Raw genomic sequence first — 18,494 nt, forward strand, 5'->3', positions numbered from 1 at the left:
TCAAGATATGAAGCACTTCGTTGTTCCAGAAAGCAGCAGTTGGCCAGACTTTATGTCTTCAACTAGGCCGGGGCAATGGGTTGAAGATCCCCTCGGGCCTGATTTTGAGCACCAAACCTTGGATTTCGGCATCGATGCAGAAGGACCGGCCGTCGCGACCTTGGTCCGCTATTGCCCGGCTGGATTCAGGAATCGGCTCGGACGACGAGCCCAAGGAATTGTTCTGAGCGTGCATGGCTGGAGCGATTATTTTTACAATCGCGATCTGGCAGCTTTCTGGCATCACCATGGATACCATTTCTACGCACTTGATCTGCGCAGGCATGGACGCAGTCTGAGAGCCGAACACGCTTTGCCGGGTTATGTCGATGACTTGGCGGACTTCGATGAGGAGCTCAATGCGAGCTTGGAACTGCTGCGTAATGAGCATCCTCAATTACCGGTGGTTGCCCAAGGGCACTCGACGGGCGGCTTGATCCTCAGCTTGTGGCTTGCGCGCCAAGCCCCGGGCATTAAAGCTCTGGTCCTGAATGCTCCATGGCTTGAGTTTCAGGGAACGGCGTTCCTGCGCATTCCTTTTCACGGCCTTATGGAAGCGATCACTCGCACGAATCCGCGCAGGAAGCTCAACGGACCAGAATTCGATCATTACTGGCAATCGCTAAGTACTGATAGCCATGGCCAGTGGGACGTTCATCGGCTATGGCGACCACGGATCGCTTTTCCGAACACCGCGGGATGGCTGAAAACGATATTTGATGGCCATGCCCTAGTTGCGAAGGGGCTGAAACTTCAACAGCCGATCTTCGTCCTCACCTCGGATCGCACCCATATCGGCACGAGCTACTCCCCTGACATGCAGCACTGCGATTCGGTACTCGACGTTCAGCAAACGCGCTTGCGGGCGTTGAAACTAGGCAGTTTCGTTACCTTGTCCGAAATTCCTGGCGCAATGCACGATGTGTTCACCTCCGCTGAGCCCGCCAGATCCGCAGCATATCGAGACCTAAGTCTCTGGTTGCGATTGGTGGGAACAGCGCTGAAAACGTCCTAGGCCTGTGGCTTGTCGATAGCTCCGCCGTAACGGCGATCGCGTTTGGCATATTCTTCTACGGCGGTAAACAGCGTTCGCCGGTCGACATCCGGCCAAAGCTGGTCGAGGAAGACCATCTCTGCGTATGCCGACTGCCACAGCAGGAAGTTGCTTGTGCGTTGCTCGCCACTGGTTCGGAGGAAAAGATCCACATCAGGCAGTTCCGGAGCATGCAGGTATTTGGCGATAGTCTTTTCACCAACCGAGCTAGCGCGAAGCCTGCCGGCTGCAACATCCTGGGCAATCGAGCTGACAGCGTCGCCTAGTTCTGCGCGCCCGCCGTAGTTCACGCACATGGTCAGCTGGCAACCCAGGTTGTCTTTGGTGAGTTCTTCGGCTTCCTTGAGTTCATTGATAACCGATTTCCAGAGCTTGGGTTCTCGACCCGACCAGCGTATGCGGACGCCCCATGAGTTCAACGTATCGCGTTGGCGGCGCAGAACATCACGTGAGAAGCCCATCAGGAAGCGCACTTCCTCAGGGCTGCGCTTCCAGTTCTCGGTTGAGAACGCGTAGACAGAGACGTACTTGACGCCCAGCTCCACGGCTCCGGCCACCACATCAAGCAAAGCTGCTTCGCCTGCACGGTGCCCCTCGGTACGAGGCAATCCCCGCTGGTTCGCCCAACGTCCATTGCCATCCATGACGATAGCTACGTGTTCAGGGATGAGTTCCTGCGGAATGGCGGGCATCTGCGGATGATCCGGATGCGCATAAGGAGCAACGGGGCCTCGGCGGCCGGTGATCTTAGGAAGCTTCTTCAATTTCTCTCCACAAGACGTAGGGAATTCACGGCACGCTCAAGGTGCCACTGCAAGTAGTTGGCCACGATATCTGCTGCTTGCTTGCGCGCTCGAGGTCCTGCTTCTGCCACGGTGGACCAGTCCCCTTCCAGCAGCGCCTGCAGGTATTCAATGGTGACGGGGTGCGGCGATAACGATCCAGAGGGGCGGCATTCTGGGCAGACGACCCCGCCAAGCTGGACGTGGAGCGCTTGATGCGGGCCAGGCTTGCCGCAGCGCACGCAGTCGGTAAAGGACGGCGCCCAACCAGCAACCGAGAGGGCCCGCAAGATGTAGGAGTCCAGCACGGCTCCGGAATCGACTCGCTGCTTGGATAACAGGGCGATCGCACCGTGGAAGAGCTGATACTGCTGGAGGGCTGAATCGCTTTCTGTTTCCAGCAGTTTTTCAGCGATCTCCGACATGGCGTTGGCCACCGTGTAGCTCGGGTAATCCATGACCAGCAATTGGCCGTATGGATTTCGAAGTTGTGCCTGGGAGACGATATCGAGGTTGCGGCCCATCACCAGAAGCGCGTCGACTTCCATGAACGGTTCCAGCGTGGCACCCATCCTCGACGAGGTCCGGCGTACGCCTTTCGCCACCGCACGGACAATCCCATTGGGTGTCAGCAGGGTGATGATGCGATCGGCTTCTCCCAGCTTGTGGGTACGCAAGACCAAACCACGGGTGTGGTAGCTCTTGGAGGCGAAACCTGATCTGGACACGGACAATATTCTCCCACTTCAACTCCCAAAGTTCTGAATCCAACGATTCCTATGGGTGTCGATTCGTCCCTGGGCGCGGTAGCTGCAGGAGCAATCCGGCATCTACCGGGCCCGAGGAAAAGGGGTTCAAGGCGTCTCTTGACTTGAATTGAGCGGGAACACCGACAGCGACGCAGTTATCAGGCAGGTCAGTTGCGACCACGGCATTCGCTCTTATATTGCACCGGCTACCTACTTGCACGCCACGCAATACCGTGGCACCGGATCCAATCATGCAGTCGCTGCCGATGACGGTTGTAGCTGGACCGGCAGACCCGGCTGCCGCGATAGTGGCCCCCTGGTAAATCAATGTTCTGGATCCAATTACCGTATTAGGCCCGATAACGACACCAGTGCCGTGATCGATGAGAACGGGACTGCCAATAACAGCAGAGGGATGGATGTCGATTTGCGTCAATGATCGGGCAATGAGCCTGATGATTTTCGACAGACCCCTGGTTGTCTTGCGCTGCCACAGCTGGTGAGTAACCCGATGCATCCAGATCGCGTGCAAGCCCGTTGAAGTAGTTGCTGTGGCCAATAGTCCTTGTGCTGCCGGATCGCCCGCAATGACCGCGCGGATTTCATCCATGAAACGGGGCAAAGCTCTTCCCTTCCCTTGTCGACGCTTGCTTGCCAGCCTCCCTGGCAGTACATGCAAGGGCAAAACGCCACGGCCAGCGTGGTGAGGCTGGCCGTGGCGTCGAGCTGGCAACAAGGTGGTGCCGCAGACCTACTTGCTGTCGCGGATCGCGCGGTTGACGGCCGAAACTACGGCCTTCAGTGCTGCAATGTTGGTATTGGTGTCCAGGCCAATGCCCCACAGGATGCGATCGCCCACGGCGCATTCGACGAATGCGGCTGCCCGGGCGTTGCCACCTTCGCTCATGGCGTGCTCGGAGTAGTCCAGCACGCGCAGATCCACGCCATCATCGTTGAGCAGCTTGACCAGCGCGGAGACCGGACCGTTGCCCTGGGCGCTGCGCTCGTGGGCCACACCGTCGATGATCAGCTTGGTATCCAAGCGGAAGCTTCCGTCCTCGGCCGAAGCCGCGGTCGCTGAAGCGATCTGGTAGTAGCCCCAGGGGCTCATGCCCGAATCTTCGCTGACCGGCAGGTACTCATCCTGGAAGACGTCCCAGATGCGCTGCGAGGAGATCTCGCCGCCTTCGGTATCGGTCTTGCGCTGGATGACGCCGGAGAACTCGATCTGCGCGCGGCGCGGCAGGTCCAAGTTGTAGTCGTTCTTCAGCAGGTAAGCAACCCCGCCCTTGCCGGACTGCGAGTTCACGCGGATCACGGCCTCGTAGGAACGGCCGATGTCCTTCGGGTCGATCGGCAGGTAAGGAACAGCCCAGACCAGGTCGTTGATGTCCTTGCCTTCAGCCGAAGCCTTGGTCTCCATCGCTTCCAGGCCCTTCTTGATTGCGTCCTGGTGCGAACCGGAGAAGGCGGTGAAGACCAGATCTCCGCCGTACGGGCTGCGTTCTGCCACTGGCAGCTGGTTGCAGTACTCGACGGTGCGGCGGATGTGGTCCATGTCCGAGAAATCGATCTGCGGGTCGATGCCCTGGCCGAACATGTTCATGCCCAAGGTCACCAGGTCGACGTTGCCGGTGCGTTCGCCGTTGCCGAACAGGCAGCCTTCGATGCGGTCGGCGCCGGCCAGGTAGCCCAGCTCGGCCGCGGCCACTCCGGTGCCGCGGTCATTGTGCGGGTGCAGCGAGAGGATGATCGAGTCGCGGTTGGCCAGGTTGCGGTGCATCCACTCGATGGAGTCGGCGTACACGTTCGGGGTAGCCATTTCCACCGTGGCCGGCAGGTTCAGGATCATCTTGTTCTCTGGAGTTGCCTCCAGCACCTCGGCCACGGCCTCGGAGATGCGCTTGGCGAAGGCCAGCTCGGTCCCGGTGTAGGACTCTGGAGAGTACTCGTAGGTGATCTTGGTGCCGGTCAGCTGCTCTTCGTACTTCTTGCACAACCGGGCGCCCTGGACAGCGATGTCCACGATGCCGTCTTCGTCCTGGCGGAAGACGACTTCGCGCTGCAGGATCGAGGTGGAGTTGTACAGGTGGACAATGGCCTGCTTGGCGCCTTCCAGCGCTTCGTAGGTGCGCTCGATCAGGTGCTCGCGGGACTGGGTGAGCACCTGGATGGTCACGTCATCGGGAATGCCGCGCTCAATCAGCTGGCGGACAAAGTCGAAGTCGGTCTGCGAAGCCGACGGGAAGCCGACCTCGATTTCCTTGAAGCCCATTTCGACCAGCAGGTCGAACATCTTGTGCTTGCGCTCCGGGCTCATCGGATCGATCAGCGCCTGGTTGCCATCTCGCAGGTCGACCGCGCACCAGCGCGGGGCCTTGGTGATGTACTTGTCGGGCCAGGTGCGATCGGGCAGATTGACCTCGATCTGGTCCTGGAATGGAACATACTTGTGGATTGGCATGTTCGAAGATTTCTGCATGTTCTGCATTTCTGTGGGTCCCCTAGACAAAATTAGTGCTTAGTTTGTGGGGCCAGACAAGAGCTACTCCGCGACGAGGGGTCGGCCTGTAGACCACTAGCGGTCCTTTGGATCCTCGCAGCGGCTAAGTAGTAGTAGAAGCTCGAAATGCACGAAATGAGCATAGCACCGCGCTTTGGAGGCAAGTGAAACTTATGTCACTTGCGTGTCACATAGTGGACGTCCGCCTTGCGCAAGGCGGCGGACAGGATGCCCAAGCAGGCGAACAATGGGGCGCATGGAGCTAAGCGCCAGGGAGGTCCATGGATGGAGACGATCAGCATCGGCGCTGGAATCCATGGGCTGCGTACTGGCGTTTCTCCCGCGGAAAGGCTGGCCCGGGAGATCCAGAGTGCGGGCCAAGCAGCCGGTTAACCAGCTCGTCCCCCAAAACCGGTCTGGTCTTGAGGGACGAGCTACGCATTTTCCAGCGCTGGAGTACGCAGCCTAGAAGCCGAGACGTCCAAGCTGCTTCGGGTCGCGCTGCCAATCCTTGGCAACCTTCACATGCAGGTCCAGGTAGACCTTGGTGCCCAGCAGCTTCTCGATGCCCTGGCGGGCGTTGGTGCCGACCTCGCGCAGGCGCGAACCGCCACGGCCAATGATGATGGCCTTCTGGCTGGAGCGCTCAACGAAGAGCGAGACGTGGATGTCGATCAGGGGATTGCTTTCGCTGCGTCCTTCGCGGGGAACCATCTCTTCGACGACGACGGCCAGCGAGTGCGGCAGTTCGTCGCGCACGCCTTCCAGGGCGGCTTCGCGGATCAGCTCGGAAACCATCTTGGCTTCCGGCTCATCGGTCAGCTCGCCGTCCGGGTACAGCGGCGGGCCCACTGGCAGGTGCTCTGCCAGCACGTTGGCCACCTCTTCGACCTGGAATTCCTTGACAGCCGAGACCGGAACGATTGCGGCGAAGCCGTTCTCGCCGAAGTTCTGGGTACCCATCTCGGCCACCGCAACCAGCTGCTGCGCGAGCTGTTCACGGTCCACCAGGTCAGCCTTGGTGACCAGGGCGATGATCGGCTTGCGCTGCAGCTGAGCCAGCTGCGTGGCGATGTAGCGGTCGCCCGGGCCGATCTTCTCATTGGCCGGGATGCAGAAGCCGATCGCGTCCACCTCGGAGAGGGTGTCGGCGACCAGGTCATTCAGGCGCTGGCCGAGCAAGGTGCGCGGACGGTGCAGGCCCGGGGTATCGACCAGGATCAACTGCGCATCCTCGCGGTGCACGATACCGCGGATGGTGTGGCGGGTAGTCTGCGGCTTGGCCGAGGTGATGGCCACCTTCTGGCCCACCAGCGCATTGGTCAGGGTGGACTTGCCGGCATTCGGGCGGCCTACGAAAGAGGTGAAGCCGGAGCGGAAGCCCTCAGGCCATCCGCTGGATGCAAGCAGGTTGTGGTTTTCACTCATGTGAGGAATCCTCGTCGTTCTCAATATGGTCGGATGCATCTGTTTCCAGACGCTCTACATGGATTTTGCCGATACGGTTGCGGCGGCCCGCGAGGGCTACCACGGTCAGGCGCAGGCCGTGCACTTCAGCGGTGGAACCGAGTACCGGCACCGATTCCAAGGCCTTGGAGAGCAGGCCGCCGACGGTGTCGACGTCCTCCTCCTCGATGTGCATGTCGAAGTGGTCGGCAATATCGTCAATTGATGCCGCCGCCACGGCGAAAATCGACCCGTCAGGGTTCTGGATCAATTCGGCCCTCGAACGATCATACTCGTCATCGATTTCGCCAACGATTTCCTCAAGCAGGTCTTCCAGGGTCACCAGGCCCGCGGTGCCTCCGTACTCGTCGATGACGATGGCCAGGTGGATGGATTCCTGCTGCAGTTCCTGCATCAGCTCTGCTGCCGACTTCGATTCGGGAACAAAGCGGACCTTGCGCGCCAATTCGGCCAGGGTCCGGGCCTGCTGCAGGCCGTGGATCTCGCGGATCAGGTCCTTGAGGTAGATGATGCCCTGGATATCATCGGTGTCCTCGCCGATCAGCGGGATGCGGGAGAAGCCCGAGGCGATGAACAGGTCCATGGCGCTGTGGAAGGAATGATCCGCATCCAGCACCACCATGTCGGTGCGCGGCACCATCACCGAACGAACGCTGGTCTCCTCCAAGTCGATCACCGAGGAGATCAGTTCGGCCGATTCCTCATCCAGGTCTTCGCCTTCGGAGGCGCGATCCACCAGATCACGCAGTCGTTCCTTGCCCAGGTAGCCGTCTCCATCCACGCCGCCGGGGCTCAGCGCCTTGGCGATGGATGCCAACCACGTGGTGATGGGTCCGAGCACCAGGCGCAGGAAGCGGACCAGGGTGGCCGTGGACTGCACGACGTTCTGGGCGTTGGAACGCCCGTAGCGACGTGGCGACACGCTGACCAGGACGAATCCCAGGGCGGCCATCGCAATAGTGGAGATCATGCCGATCAGCCACACATTCTCGATCCACTGCGAAACCAGCAGGGCCACAGCGACAGCGGAAGCGGTCTCGAACCAGATCCGCCAGAACTTCACTGCCTGGGCGTGGGTTTCTGTTTCATCCAGAATTGCGGACAGCGATTTGGAATTGGACTCGGCGCGCAGGCGTTCAGCAGCGTGCCGGGATAATGCGTAGAAGGCTGAGTCTGCGGCAGTCAGCACGGCCGAGAAGGCCATGAAAACAAGGGCGAGAATCAGCAAAATTATTTCCACGGGGTTATTCCACCGTTTCCTTTGGCGCGGGGCGGCCGGTGTAGCTCTCTAGGAGCTGGCGTTGCAGCGCAAACATCTCTTCCTTTTCTGCTGGCTCCATGTGGTCGAAACCCATGAGGTGCAGCAGGCCGTGGGTGGTCAGCAACAGGATTTCATCGTGGGTGCTGTGGCCCCCGGCCTTGGCCTGTGCTTCGGCGACGGCAGGGCAGATGACGATATCGCCAAGGATGCCGCTCTCCCCCGGCGCACCGGCAGTTCCGGGGCGCAGCTCATCCATCGGGAAGCTCATCACATCGGTGGGGCCTTCGAGGTCCATCCACTCGACGTGCAGGGCGCTCATGGCATCCTCGTCGATGAAAACGATCGATACTTCGGTTTCCGGATGCAGGAACATTGCCCGCATCACCGATGCTGCCAAGGCGTTGACATCCTTGAGATCGACGTCGTATTCGGTTTCGTTATTTACTTCAATGCTCATTTGCTGCGGCGTCCCCGGTTGTGGTCTTTGCGTCGGGTGTCATCCCAACGGTCGTAAGCAGTAACGATGTCGGCAATCAGGCGGTGGCGAACCACATCCGAAGAGTCGAGTCGGCAGATGCTGATGTCGTCGATGCCTTCAAGGACATCGCTGGCCATGCGCAACCCGGAGGTCGCATTGTTGGGCAGATCCACCTGGGTGACATCCCCCGTCACTACCATCTTGGAACCGAATCCCAGGCGGGTCAGGAACATCTTCATCTGTTCACTGGTGGTGTTCTGCGCTTCGTCCAGGATCACGAAGGCGTCATTGAGGGTGCGTCCACGCATATAGGCCAGCGGAGCGACCTCAATGGTTCCGGCTTCGAGCAATTGCGGAATGGTTTCCGGATTGATCATGTCGTGCAAGGCATCGTAGAGCGGACGCAGGTACGGGTCGATCTTCTCGGTCAACGAGCCCGGCAGGAAGCCCAGCTTCTCCCCTGCTTCAACGGCAGGCCGGGTCAGGATGATGCGGTTGACCTGCTTGTCCTGCAAGGCGGCGACGGCCATGGCCATGGCCAGGAAGGTCTTTCCGGTACCGGCTGGGCCAATGCCGAAAGTAATTGTCGAATCCTCTATGGCGTCGACATAGCTCTTCTGGTTCACGGTCTTGGGGCGGATGGAACGTCCGCGCCCCGAGAGGATCTTCAGGCCCAGGACGTCGGTGGGTGCATCCGGATTGCCGGCGCTGAGCATCTTGATGATCTGCTCGATCGTTTCGGCGCTCATGCGCGAGCCGCGGGTGGCCAGCGAACGGGCTTCTTCGGTGACGCGCTGGGCCTTGCGGACTTGCTGCGGTTCACCTACCAGAGCCAGGGATTGGCCGTTGGGGCGGAAGCTCACCTGCGGGTAGGCGCCGGAGAGAATACGCAAGAGCTCGTCATTGGGACCGAGGGTGGCAATCATGAGCTCAGCTGTATCGAAACTGATGGTGAGCGATGCGGATCCGTTCTCCGCTGTCGCCTTATTCTGTTCAACCTGCATGCAGTGCGCGGCGCCCCTTTGCGAGCTTGGTGGTAATCGTGATTTGTCCTGCTTGCCATTCTATCGAGTCGCAGGCCAATCCGGAGAAAATTCAGGTCTCAGCGTAAGCAGCAGAACCTGAAAGTAGTCTTGAATGATGCTAATCGGGGCTAGTGGCGAACATATAGATTTGGTTACGGATTAGTAAGTTGGGCCATTTTTCTGCAGTTAGGCGCTTCTGATATGGCAAGCTTGAGAGCGGTTCCAATACGGCCAGGAGCCAAAACAGCTAACATCACCACGGATTGGTACGCAGTGCAATCAAGGATCTTGCGGAAGATTCCACGCCGATTCGGCGTTTTGGGAATCACTGCCGCTCTCGTCGTCGCCGCAGGATGCGGTCTGACGAATCGCGAGAGCTCCTATGAGATGCCATCGACCGCCGTGGCCGAATCGCTGAACCTGCCGAACGCCACCGACGCTGGCGAGGATGTCGGCATCGCGGCTAGCCTGCCCATCTACTGGCTGGAAAACACCGATACCGGCGTGTTCCTGTACCGCGAGTACATCGAGGACACCCGCCATCAGGAGCCCATCGGCGATGCGATCTGGACGCTGCTCTCAGCCGACCCGATGAAGCCGAAACGCTACACCCATTTGAAGCCCACCGATGAAATCGGCGTTTCAATCAATAATGCGAATGTCATCACCTTGGATCTGCCGGCCAAGGTCTTCAGCGCCAATCTCGACCAGGGCCTGTCGGAGCGCGCCATCCAGCAACTGGTCTTCACCGCTACGGCAGCTGCCGCCAGCGCCGGACTGGTCGTGGGCGAGCTTCCCGCCACAGTCCGGATCCTGGTTGACGGCCAGGCAAATGCCACAGTCTTCGACGGTTTCCGGCTCAAGGATGTCTACGAGCGCGATGCGGCGTTCATTGCACCGATCTGGATCATCGATCCGCAGTTCAACAAGACCTTGGCGGATGGCTCGATCAAGATTAACGGCCGAACCACCCAGTTCGACATCGGCACCTTCTACTCCTTGCAGCGCAAGGACGCCGACGGCAAGCTCACGGTGATGACCGCTCAGAAGCAGGTCAACCCCGGGCAGATCAATGCCGACGGTTCATTCACCCTGACCACCGATCTGCGTGCCGGCTCATACCGGCTGACCTTCTGGGGCGTTGAGACCGGATCGGACCATCAGGTCGGCAAGGTCACCAGCGACTTCCGCGTCGAGTAACGCAGCATCCAGCGCTGCCAGCCCCCGCCGGAAGTCCTGGACATGAACCTGGGCGCCCGTTGTCCGGGCCAGCTCCTGAACTGGTGGTGGCTGAGCATTCTTGGACTGCTGGCAGGATTTCCAGTGCCGTTGCCGTGGACAGCGTCCTTATCCGATCGGCTGCCGCATTCGCGGATCTGACCCGCAGCGGCTTCGCGTTCCCCGTCCCGAGGCCTTTTCTCGGCTCGAACCCGTTGCGCCGGCCGGAGACGAAATTGCTCCGCAGATCCTGGCAGGCACATGCCTGCTGGGATCTGCGGAGCAATTCACCTGCTAACCGGAATTCTGGAACCTAGATTTCGCCGATCAAATGGCGGATCAAGACCAGGGCCGCGGGGCCTGCGGTCGAGGCACGCAGCACATGCTGGCCCAGCAGGGCTGGTTGGGCGCCGGCATCGACGAAGGACTGCAGCTCCGTTTCGGAGATGCCTCCTTCTGGCCCGACGATCATGATGATCTCCTGGCCGGCCCGCGCATCGGCGAGCCACGACTGCACATGCCGGGCCACCGAGTCCGCGGCCTGCTCGTGCAGAACCAGAACCAGTGCGCCATTTGCGGTATCGGCCGCGATGGCCTTGGCCAGTTCCTTGGAACCCAGCGGGTCCAGCACCTCCGGCTCATAGGCGCGGCGCGACTGCTTCTGCGCCGAGCGCACCTGGGCGCGCCACTTGGCCATGGCCTTGTCGACCTTGGCCGCGTTCCAGCGCACGATCGAGCGGTCGGCCTGCCAGGGGCGTACCGACAGCACGCCCAGTTCCACGCCGGACTCGACAGCTTGCAGGTCGCGATCCCCCTTGGACAGCGCCTGGACCAGGGTGACCGGGTGATCGCTGACCGCTTCCTCGGCACGGCGCAGGACCTTCACGCTCAGCAGGTCCTTGGCGGTGCCGATGACCTCCACAGTCAGACGCAGGCCCTTGCCATCCAGCAGGTCCAGGTGCTCGCCCGCGGAGACCCGTTTAACGGTGACCGCGTGGTGCGCTTCGGAGCCATCCAGTTCAAGAATGTCCCCGACCGATGCGTCCTGGCCCTGCTGGGCGTCGATGACGAAGCTGTGGTTGCTCATGCCTAGCGCTGGTTCAGCTTGTCGCGCAGGCGGGAGAACATGCCGCCGCTGTGCTCCACGCGGCCGGCCGAGAGTTCTTCGCCACGCAGCTTGGCCAGCTGCTCAAGCAGATCGCGCTGGGCAGCGTCGAGCTTGGTCGGGGTCTCCACCTGCAGGTGCACGATGATGTCCCCGCGCTTGCCTCCGCGCAGGCGCGGCACACCGAGGCCCGGCAGGGTGACGGTGTCGCCATCCTGGGCGCCTGGCTCCACATTGATGGACTGGCCGCCGTCGAAGGTTTCCAGCTTCAGCTCGCAACCCAGTGCGGCGGCGGTCATTGGAAGGCTCATCTTGGCGTGCAGGTCGGTGCCGGCGCGCTCGAAGACCTTATGGCGGCGCACGTCGATCTCGACGAACAGGTTGCCGTTAGGCCCGCCGCCCGGGCCGGCTTCGCCCTGTCCGCGCAGCTGGATGCGGGTGCCGGAGTCGACACCTGCAGGAACGTTCAGCGACTTGGACACGTGCTCGCGCACCCGGCCTTCGCCGTTGCACTCCAGGCAGGGGTCCGGGATGGTGGTGCCGAAACCGCGGCAGGCCGCACAGGTTTCCACGGTCATCATCTGGCCCAGGAATGAACGCACTGGACGCTGGACCTGGCCTGCGCCATGGCAGATGTCGCAGGTGACCGGGCTGGTGCCTTCGCGCGTGCACGAACCGTTGCACGTCTTGCAGGTGACAGCGGTTTCCATTTCCAGCGGGTAGACAGTGCCCTTGACCGCGTCTTCCAGGTCGATGGTGATGGTGATCAGCGCGTCGCGGCCCGGCTGGGTGCGTGATGCCGGGCCCTGGGCCTGGCCGCCACCGAAGAACTGCTCGAAGATGTCGCCGAAGCCGCCAAAGCCCTGGCCGCCACCGCCGAAGCCCGGGTGGCCGTTGCCGTTCTCATCGCCGGTGGCGTCGTAGTTGGAGCGCTTGGTCTGGTCGGAAAGGACTTCGTAGGCTCGGGTGACCAGCTTGAACTGTTCTGCAGCGTCATCGCTAGGGTTTACATCCGGGTGCAGCTTACGCGCCAACTTGCGGTAGGCACTCTTGATTTCCTGCGGGGTCGCGTCCTTGGCGACGCCTAGGGTCTCGTAATGCGAGCTCACGTTATTCGCCGTGTCCTTTCCTGAGAATCTTGAAATTCGGTTGTGCCGGGCGGTGCCCAGCGAGGCTAGTTAGCCAAAATCTTCGACAGGTACCGTGCCACCGCACGAACCGAGGCCATGGAGGTTGGATAGTTCATCCGGGTGGGGCCCAGGACCCCGAGCTTGTTGCGCACATCGGTGCCGTAGGTGGTGGCGACCACGGCGGCTTCCGACAGCTGCCCGTAGTGGTGCTCGGTGCCGATGGCCACGGCCACGCCGCGCGAATCGGCTTCCAGCTCGGAGAAGAGCTTGAGCAGCACTACCTGCTCCTCGAGCGCCTCGAGCACCGGGGTTATGCTCAGCGGGAAGTCCCCTTCCACGCGGGCGAGGTTCGCGGTGCCTGCCATGATGATGCGCTGCGCGTTGGCCGCCTGGGCCATTTCTTCCAGCGCACCGATCACCTGGTCCACCAGGGGGTCGGCCTGCTGCGTCGAACTGCGCTCGATGCGGGTGAGCCGTCCGGCAAGTTCGGCAAGCTTCACTCCCCCGAAATTGTTGAGCAGCCACAGCTTCAGGTCATCCAGCTCATCATCGCTGTAGGAACGCTGGACCGGCATCATGCGCTGATCCACCGTGCCATTGGAAGCGATCATCACCATCAGCACCTGGGCCGAGCCCAGGCCGACCAGATCGAGGTTCTTCAACGAAGCGGTGTCGTAGTGCGGCACCTGGATCATTGCTACCTGGTTGGTCAACCGCGCCAGGAGGCGAACGGTGCTCTTGAGCATCTCGTCCAGGTCCGTGGAGCTGTCCAGGATCTTGTTGATGGCGTCGCGTTCAGCCCGCGACAGCGGCTTGAGCTCGCCGATCTCATCGACGAAGCGGCGGTATCCCTTTTCGGTGGGGATGCGTCCGGAGGAAGTATGCGGAGCGACAATGAGCCCCTCTTCTTCCAGCAAGGCCATGTCATTGCGGATCGTCGCGGCGCTGACACCGAGGTTGTGCCGGTCCAGGAGCGCTTTGGAGCCCACTGGCTCACGGGATTGGACGTAGTCCTCCACGATGGCACGCAGAACGTCTAGGCGTCGCGGCTCTGTCACAACAGCACCTCCTTGGATTCCCTGTGCCCGGCTTTGGCACTCTAACCTGTCAAGTGCCAAGTCTAATACGTTCAGCAGTTGCTAGCATTGGATTTCGAGCGTATTCGATCACAGCGAAAGGCAGTACGTGACTAATTACTCCTGGGGACCACGGGATCTGAGTGCACCGGCACCGAAAAAACTCCGCCAGGTCCCTGTTGAACGTGGCATGATTCTGGAAGATGCCACCTCAGGATGGGTAGGAGAAGTCATCCGTACCGAGAAATCCGGTGGCATGCGCGTGATCGTGCTCGAGGACCGCCACGGCAAGACCCGCTCCTTCCAGGCGGGCTTCGGGTTCTTCCTCGAAGGCGAAGCGGTGGAGATCATTGATCCCGTTGCCAAGGCCGCACCGCCCCAGAAGCTGGTCTCGGCTTCGGGTTCGCGTGCCGTTGCCGGGCTGAAGGCCCGGGAAGCCAGGGCAAGCCGCATCTGGGTAGAAGGCAAGCACGACGCTGAGCTGGTTGAAAAAGTTTGGGGCCACGACCTGCGTGTTGAGGGCATCGTCGTTGAACCGCTGCATGGCGTGGACGATCTCGCCGGGGCTATCCGCGACTTCGCCCCCTCCGCGCAGCGCCGCTTGGGAATCCTGGTTGACCACCTGGTTGCCGGCAGCAAGGAATCGCGCATCGTTGCCGAGGCGATGAAGGTCCCCGGTGCAGCGCAAAACGTGCTGATCCTCGGCCACCCGTACGTGGATGTATGGCAGGCGATCAAGCCTGCGACACTGGGCATCAAGGCTTGGCCGGTGATCCCCAGGGGCACCGATTGGAAAACCGGTGTGCTCCGGGCCTTTGGCTGGCCGCACTCCACCGCTGAAGACATCGGCATCGGATGGCAGCGGCTCTTGTCCACGGTGCAGCATTACGGGCAGCTTGAACCGCAGCTCCTGGGACGGATTGAAGAATTGATCGATTTTCTCACGACCGAAGATTACGGTTTCCTAACGATTGACTAATAGTTGGAGATTAGTCTGCGAATCTCCCCGTGCGCCCAGCCGCGGTCGCTATGATAAGAGGAACCACACTTAGCAAGACAAGGAAAAATAGTGACATCACGCCAGACGAAGCCATCGGAGAATTCCCGCTTCGAAGGTTCCAGGACCTCTGCGCTGCCGCTGACTCCTTCAGAAGATCGCCAGTGGGCAATGATGGCCCACTTCGGTGCCATCTTGGGTTGCGTTCCTTCGGCAATCGTCTTTGCCGTATTCCGGGACCGTGGCCCGTTCACTGCACAGGAATCGAAGGAAGCGTTCAATTTCACGTTCCCGCTGACCATTCTCGCCATCGTATTCAATGTGCTCATGGTTTTGCCGGTGATCGGCTGGCTTTTCGCAGTACTCGCCGTGGCCCTCTGGGTCTTCATGACGGTCTCGGGCGCCCTTGCTGCCATCCAGGCCAACAAGGGACGCCCTTACCGCTACCAATTCAATCTGCGGCTGATGAAGTAGCAGCGGTTTCCCAGTCTTAGAAATCGAGCAGTTCACGCACCACGAGGTCGGCCAGGAGCCGGCCTCGCTGCGTTAACACCAATGTCCCGGCGAACGCGGCCTTGGCATCAATCAGCTCGTCGGCGATCAAGCCGGCGACCTTCTTGCGTCCGGTCTCATCGAGCTCGCTAATCTTCATGCCCGAACCCAGCCGGGTCAACAGCATCGTGCGCTCAAGCTGCACGGCCTCGGCATCCGGGTATTCGCGGCCGTGGCCCGGGGAGATTCCAGCGTCAATCCGTTGCTGATACGCGGCTGGATGCTTCACATTCCACCAGCGCAGCCCGCCAACATGGGAATGCGCGCCGGGGCCTGCACCCCACCAGTCGCCGCCCTGCCAGTACGCGATGTTGTGCTGGCAGGCATTCGCCGGGGTCTTCGCCCAGTTGCTGACCTCGTACCAGGAGAAACCGGCCGCGGCAAACATGTCGTCGGCCAACTGGTACTTTTCGGCATGGTCGTCATCATCGATGTTCGGTACCTCGCCACGGCGAATCTGGGCCGCCAGCTTGGTGCCTTCCTCGATGATCAGCGCATACGCCGAAATGTGATCAGGTTCGTAGCTCAACGCGGCCTCGATGCTGGTGCGCCAGTCTGCCAGGCTCTCCCCCGGAGTGCCATAAATCAGATCGACACTGACATCCAGGCCGGCCTCGCGCGCCCACGCAACGGCTTGCGGAACGCGCTTCGGATCATGGGTGCGCTCAAGCACCTTGAGCACGTGGGGCACCGCGGACTGCATGCCGAAGGACACCCGGGTGAACCCGCCGTCGGCCAGCTCCTGCAGGCTTTCGCGGGTCACCGAATCCGGGTTGGCCTCCGTGGTGATTTCCGCGCCCGGCTTCAGGCCGAAGTCGTCGCGAATCCGGCCGAGCACCGAGACCAGGTCTCCGGCGGGCAGCAGCGTGGGAGTTCCGCCGCCGAAGAAGACAGTTTCAATTTCGCGGTGCGGTTGGCCCGAACGGTCCATCACCTCGCGGGCGAAGCTGATTTCCTTGCTGACGGTGGCAGCGTAGGTTGCCTGGCTGGAACCGGAGCCCAGCTCCGTGGCGGTGTACGTGTTGAAATCGCAGTAGCCGCAACGGACGGTGCAGAACGGAATATGCACATAAAAGGACATGGTCCGCCCCCGTGCCTCATGCGCGCATGAGGCAGGGAGCAGACCATCGGCCGGAGCCGGATCGCCGTCAGGCAGTACTGAAGGCATCTACTTCTTTTTCGGCTCGTCGGTGGACAGTGCGGCAATGAAGGCTTCCTGCGGAACCTCCACGCGGCCGACCATCTTCATGCGCTTCTTGCCTTCCTTCTGCTTTTCCAGCAGCTTGCGCTTGCGGCTGATATCGCCGCCGTAGCACTTGGCAAGAACGTCCTTGCGGATTGCGCGGATGTTCTCACGGGCAATGATGCGCGAACCGATCGCGGCCTGGATTGGAACTTCAAACTGCTGGCGAGGAATCAGCTCACGCAGCTTCGAGGTCATCATGGTCCCGTAGTTGTAGGCCTTGTCGCGGTGCGTAATGGCGCTGAAAGCATCCACCTGCTCGCCCTGGAGCAGGATGTCGACCTTGACCAGATCTGCCACCTGCTCGCCGTCGGCCTTCCAGTCCAGCGAAGCATAGCCGCGGGTCTTGGACTTGAGGTGGTCGAAGAAGTCGAACACGATCTCAGCCAGCGGAAGGTGGTAGCGCATTTCGACACGGTCCTCGGAGAGGTAGTCCATGCCGCGCATGGTGCCGCGGCGGGTCTGGCACAGTTCCATGACCGAGCCGATGAATTCGCTTGGCGCCAGGATGGTGGCGGCAACCATTGGCTCGTGGACTTCCAGGATCTTGCCATCCGGGAATTCCGAGGGGTTGGTCACCGTAATCATCTGCTTGTCTTCGCCCATGACCTCGTACACCACGTTCGGCGCCGTGGAAATCAGGTCCAGATTGAATTCGGATTCCAGTCGCTGGCGGGTGATTTCCAGGTGCAGCAGGCCCAGGAAGCCCACGCGGAAGCCGAAGCCCAGGGCCACGGAGGTTTCCGGTTCGTAGGTCAGCGCGGCATCGTTGAGCTGCAGCTTATCCAGCGCATCACGCAGTACCGGGTAGTCGGTGCCGTCCATCGGGTACAGGCCGGAGAAGACCATTGGCTTGGCCTCTTCGTACCCGCCCAGGGACTCGGTGGCCGGCTTGTGGAAGTTGGTGACGGTATCGCCGACCTTGGACTGGCGCACGTCCTTGACACCGGTGATCAGATAGCCCACTTCGCCAACGCCCAGGCCCTTGGTGGGCTCGGGGTTCGGCGAGGATACGCCGATTTCCAGCAGTTCGTGAGTGGTGCCGGTGGACATCATCTGGATCTTCTCGCGAGGAGAGAGATTGCCATCGACAACTCGAACGTAGGTCACCACGCCACGGTAGGTGTCGTATACGGAGTCGAAGATCATTGCGCGAGCCGGAGCCTTGGCATCGCCGACAGGCGGCGGGAGCTGCTTGATGACCTCATCGAGCAGTGCTTCAACGCCTTCACCGGTCTTGCCCGAAACCTTCAGCACGTCTTCTGGCTCGCAACCGATCAGGTTGGCCAGCTCGGCAGCGTACTTTTCCGGCTGCGCATTGGGCAGGTCGATCTTATTGAGCACAGGGATGATCGTCAGATCGCCCTCGATAGCCAAATACAGGTTGGCCAGGGTCTGCGCCTCGATGCCCTGGGCGGCGTCAACTAGCAGGATCGCGCCTTCGCAGGCGGCCAGCGAACGCGAGACTTCATAGGTGAAGTCGACGTGCCCGGGGGTATCGATCATGTTCAGTGCATAGGGGGTGCCATCTTCGGCTCCCCACGGCATGCGCACAGCCTGGGACTTGATGGTGATGCCGCGTTCGCGCTCGATGTCCATGCGGTCGAGGTACTGTGCCTTCATGTCGCGGGCAGCGACAACGCCGGTCAGTTGCAACATCCGGTCGGCCAGGGTCGACTTACCGTGGTCGATATGGGCAATGATGCAGAAGTTACGGATGAGCGACGGATCGGTCGCGGCAGGCACCGGAGCGGTGCGGGCCAATGGAGACACCTAAACAGACCTCACTAGCTGACTAAAAGACATAGTTGGATT

General features: G+C 61.0%; 17 protein-coding genes. 4 read left to right on the forward strand and 13 right to left on the reverse strand.

All coding sequences use genetic code 11. The features are described 5' to 3' along the window. Positions 1-7: 7 nt before the first annotated feature. A complete protein-coding gene (locus AAZQ98_RS05735) occupies positions 8-1,054 on the forward strand; it encodes an alpha/beta hydrolase (protein ID WP_434690479.1) in 1,047 nt (348 codons plus the stop codon). On the opposite strand, the gene AAZQ98_RS05740 is transcribed toward AAZQ98_RS05735, so the two are convergent. The 8 genes from AAZQ98_RS05740 to AAZQ98_RS05775 all read right to left on the reverse strand — a co-directional run bounded on the left by AAZQ98_RS05740 (position 1,051) and on the right by AAZQ98_RS05775 (position 9,337). Then, on the reverse strand, positions 1,051-1,857 hold the full coding sequence (locus AAZQ98_RS05740; RefSeq protein ID WP_434690482.1) for an isoprenyl transferase: 807 nt from the start codon (positions 1,855-1,857) through the stop codon (positions 1,051-1,053). The two genes, AAZQ98_RS05735 and AAZQ98_RS05740, sit on opposite strands and share 4 nt — an antisense overlap. Continuing rightward, positions 1,854-2,603 (reverse strand): DNA repair protein RecO, encoded by a 750-nt coding sequence (gene recO, locus AAZQ98_RS05745; protein ID WP_105661281.1) that lies wholly within the window; start codon positions 2,601-2,603, stop codon positions 1,854-1,856. The genes AAZQ98_RS05740 and recO overlap by 4 nt, the downstream gene beginning before the upstream one ends. Positions 2,604-2,652: 49 nt before the next feature. Next, positions 2,653-3,234 carry a serine O-acetyltransferase gene (locus tag AAZQ98_RS05750; protein ID WP_434690485.1) on the reverse strand — a complete coding sequence of 194 codons (582 nt, stop codon included), beginning with the start codon at positions 3,232-3,234 and terminating at the stop codon, positions 2,653-2,655. 141 nt (positions 3,235-3,375) lie between these two features. Then, the gene (leuA, locus tag AAZQ98_RS05755) at positions 3,376-5,115 is read right to left on the reverse strand and encodes a 2-isopropylmalate synthase (protein WP_434690486.1); all 1,740 of its coding nucleotides are present in this window, start codon (positions 5,113-5,115) and stop codon (positions 3,376-3,378) included. Between the two features lie 477 nt (positions 5,116-5,592). Then, positions 5,593-6,555 (reverse strand): GTPase Era, encoded by a 963-nt coding sequence (gene era, locus AAZQ98_RS05760; protein ID WP_105658337.1) that lies wholly within the window; start codon positions 6,553-6,555, stop codon positions 5,593-5,595. After that, positions 6,548-7,834, reverse strand: a complete 1,287-nt coding sequence (locus tag AAZQ98_RS05765; protein ID WP_105658336.1) for a hemolysin family protein — start codon at positions 7,832-7,834, stop codon at positions 6,548-6,550. The genes era and AAZQ98_RS05765 overlap by 8 nt, the downstream gene beginning before the upstream one ends. Positions 7,835-7,838: 4 nt before the next feature. Then, the gene (gene ybeY / locus AAZQ98_RS05770) at positions 7,839-8,312 is read right to left on the reverse strand and encodes an rRNA maturation RNase YbeY (protein WP_434690487.1); all 474 of its coding nucleotides are present in this window, start codon (positions 8,310-8,312) and stop codon (positions 7,839-7,841) included. Beyond that, positions 8,309-9,337, reverse strand: a complete 1,029-nt coding sequence (locus tag AAZQ98_RS05775) for a PhoH family protein (RefSeq protein WP_105658334.1) — start codon at positions 9,335-9,337, stop codon at positions 8,309-8,311. Before AAZQ98_RS05775 ends, ybeY begins: the two co-directional genes overlap by 4 nt. Positions 9,338-9,646: 309 nt before the next feature. Between AAZQ98_RS05775 and AAZQ98_RS05780 the strand changes: the two genes are divergently transcribed. Beyond that, a complete protein-coding gene (locus tag AAZQ98_RS05780; RefSeq protein ID WP_434690490.1) occupies positions 9,647-10,558 on the forward strand; it encodes a GerMN domain-containing protein in 912 nt (303 codons plus the stop codon). Positions 10,559-10,889: 331 nt separating this feature from the next. On the opposite strand, the gene AAZQ98_RS05785 is transcribed toward AAZQ98_RS05780, so the two are convergent. The 3 genes from AAZQ98_RS05785 to hrcA form a co-directional block, all read right to left on the reverse strand. Beyond that, positions 10,890-11,663 carry a 16S rRNA (uracil(1498)-N(3))-methyltransferase gene (locus AAZQ98_RS05785; RefSeq protein ID WP_434690492.1) on the reverse strand — a complete coding sequence of 258 codons (774 nt, stop codon included), beginning with the start codon at positions 11,661-11,663 and terminating at the stop codon, positions 10,890-10,892. A 2-nt stretch (positions 11,664-11,665) separates the two neighbouring features. Continuing rightward, positions 11,666-12,790 carry a molecular chaperone DnaJ gene (gene dnaJ, locus AAZQ98_RS05790; RefSeq protein ID WP_105658331.1) on the reverse strand — a complete coding sequence of 375 codons (1,125 nt, stop codon included), beginning with the start codon at positions 12,788-12,790 and terminating at the stop codon, positions 11,666-11,668. Between the two features lie 65 nt (positions 12,791-12,855). Beyond that, positions 12,856-13,869 (reverse strand): heat-inducible transcriptional repressor HrcA, encoded by a 1,014-nt coding sequence (gene hrcA, locus AAZQ98_RS05795; RefSeq protein WP_434690495.1) that lies wholly within the window; start codon positions 13,867-13,869, stop codon positions 12,856-12,858. 127 nt (positions 13,870-13,996) lie between these two features. Between hrcA and AAZQ98_RS05800 the strand changes: the two genes are divergently transcribed. Further along, complete coding sequence (locus AAZQ98_RS05800; protein ID WP_434690496.1) at positions 13,997-14,866, forward strand: DUF3097 domain-containing protein; 870 nt, start codon at positions 13,997-13,999, stop codon at positions 14,864-14,866. A 90-nt stretch (positions 14,867-14,956) separates the two neighbouring features. Next, positions 14,957-15,358, forward strand: coding sequence for a DUF4870 domain-containing protein (locus tag AAZQ98_RS05805; RefSeq protein ID WP_105658328.1), 402 nt, complete (start codon positions 14,957-14,959; stop codon positions 15,356-15,358). 16 nt (positions 15,359-15,374) lie between these two features. Here the strand turns inward: AAZQ98_RS05805 and hemW are convergent, their stop codons facing one another. After that, the gene (hemW, locus tag AAZQ98_RS05810) at positions 15,375-16,604 is read right to left on the reverse strand and encodes a radical SAM family heme chaperone HemW (RefSeq protein ID WP_434690499.1); all 1,230 of its coding nucleotides are present in this window, start codon (positions 16,602-16,604) and stop codon (positions 15,375-15,377) included. After that, the gene (gene lepA, locus AAZQ98_RS05815; protein WP_105658326.1) at positions 16,605-18,452 is read right to left on the reverse strand and encodes a translation elongation factor 4; all 1,848 of its coding nucleotides are present in this window, start codon (positions 18,450-18,452) and stop codon (positions 16,605-16,607) included. Positions 18,453-18,494: the final 42 nt, after the last annotated feature.

The sequence above is a fragment of the Glutamicibacter sp. Je.9.36 genome (assembly GCF_051129975.1).
Taxonomy (GTDB): Bacteria; Actinomycetota; Actinomycetes; order Actinomycetales; family Micrococcaceae; genus Glutamicibacter.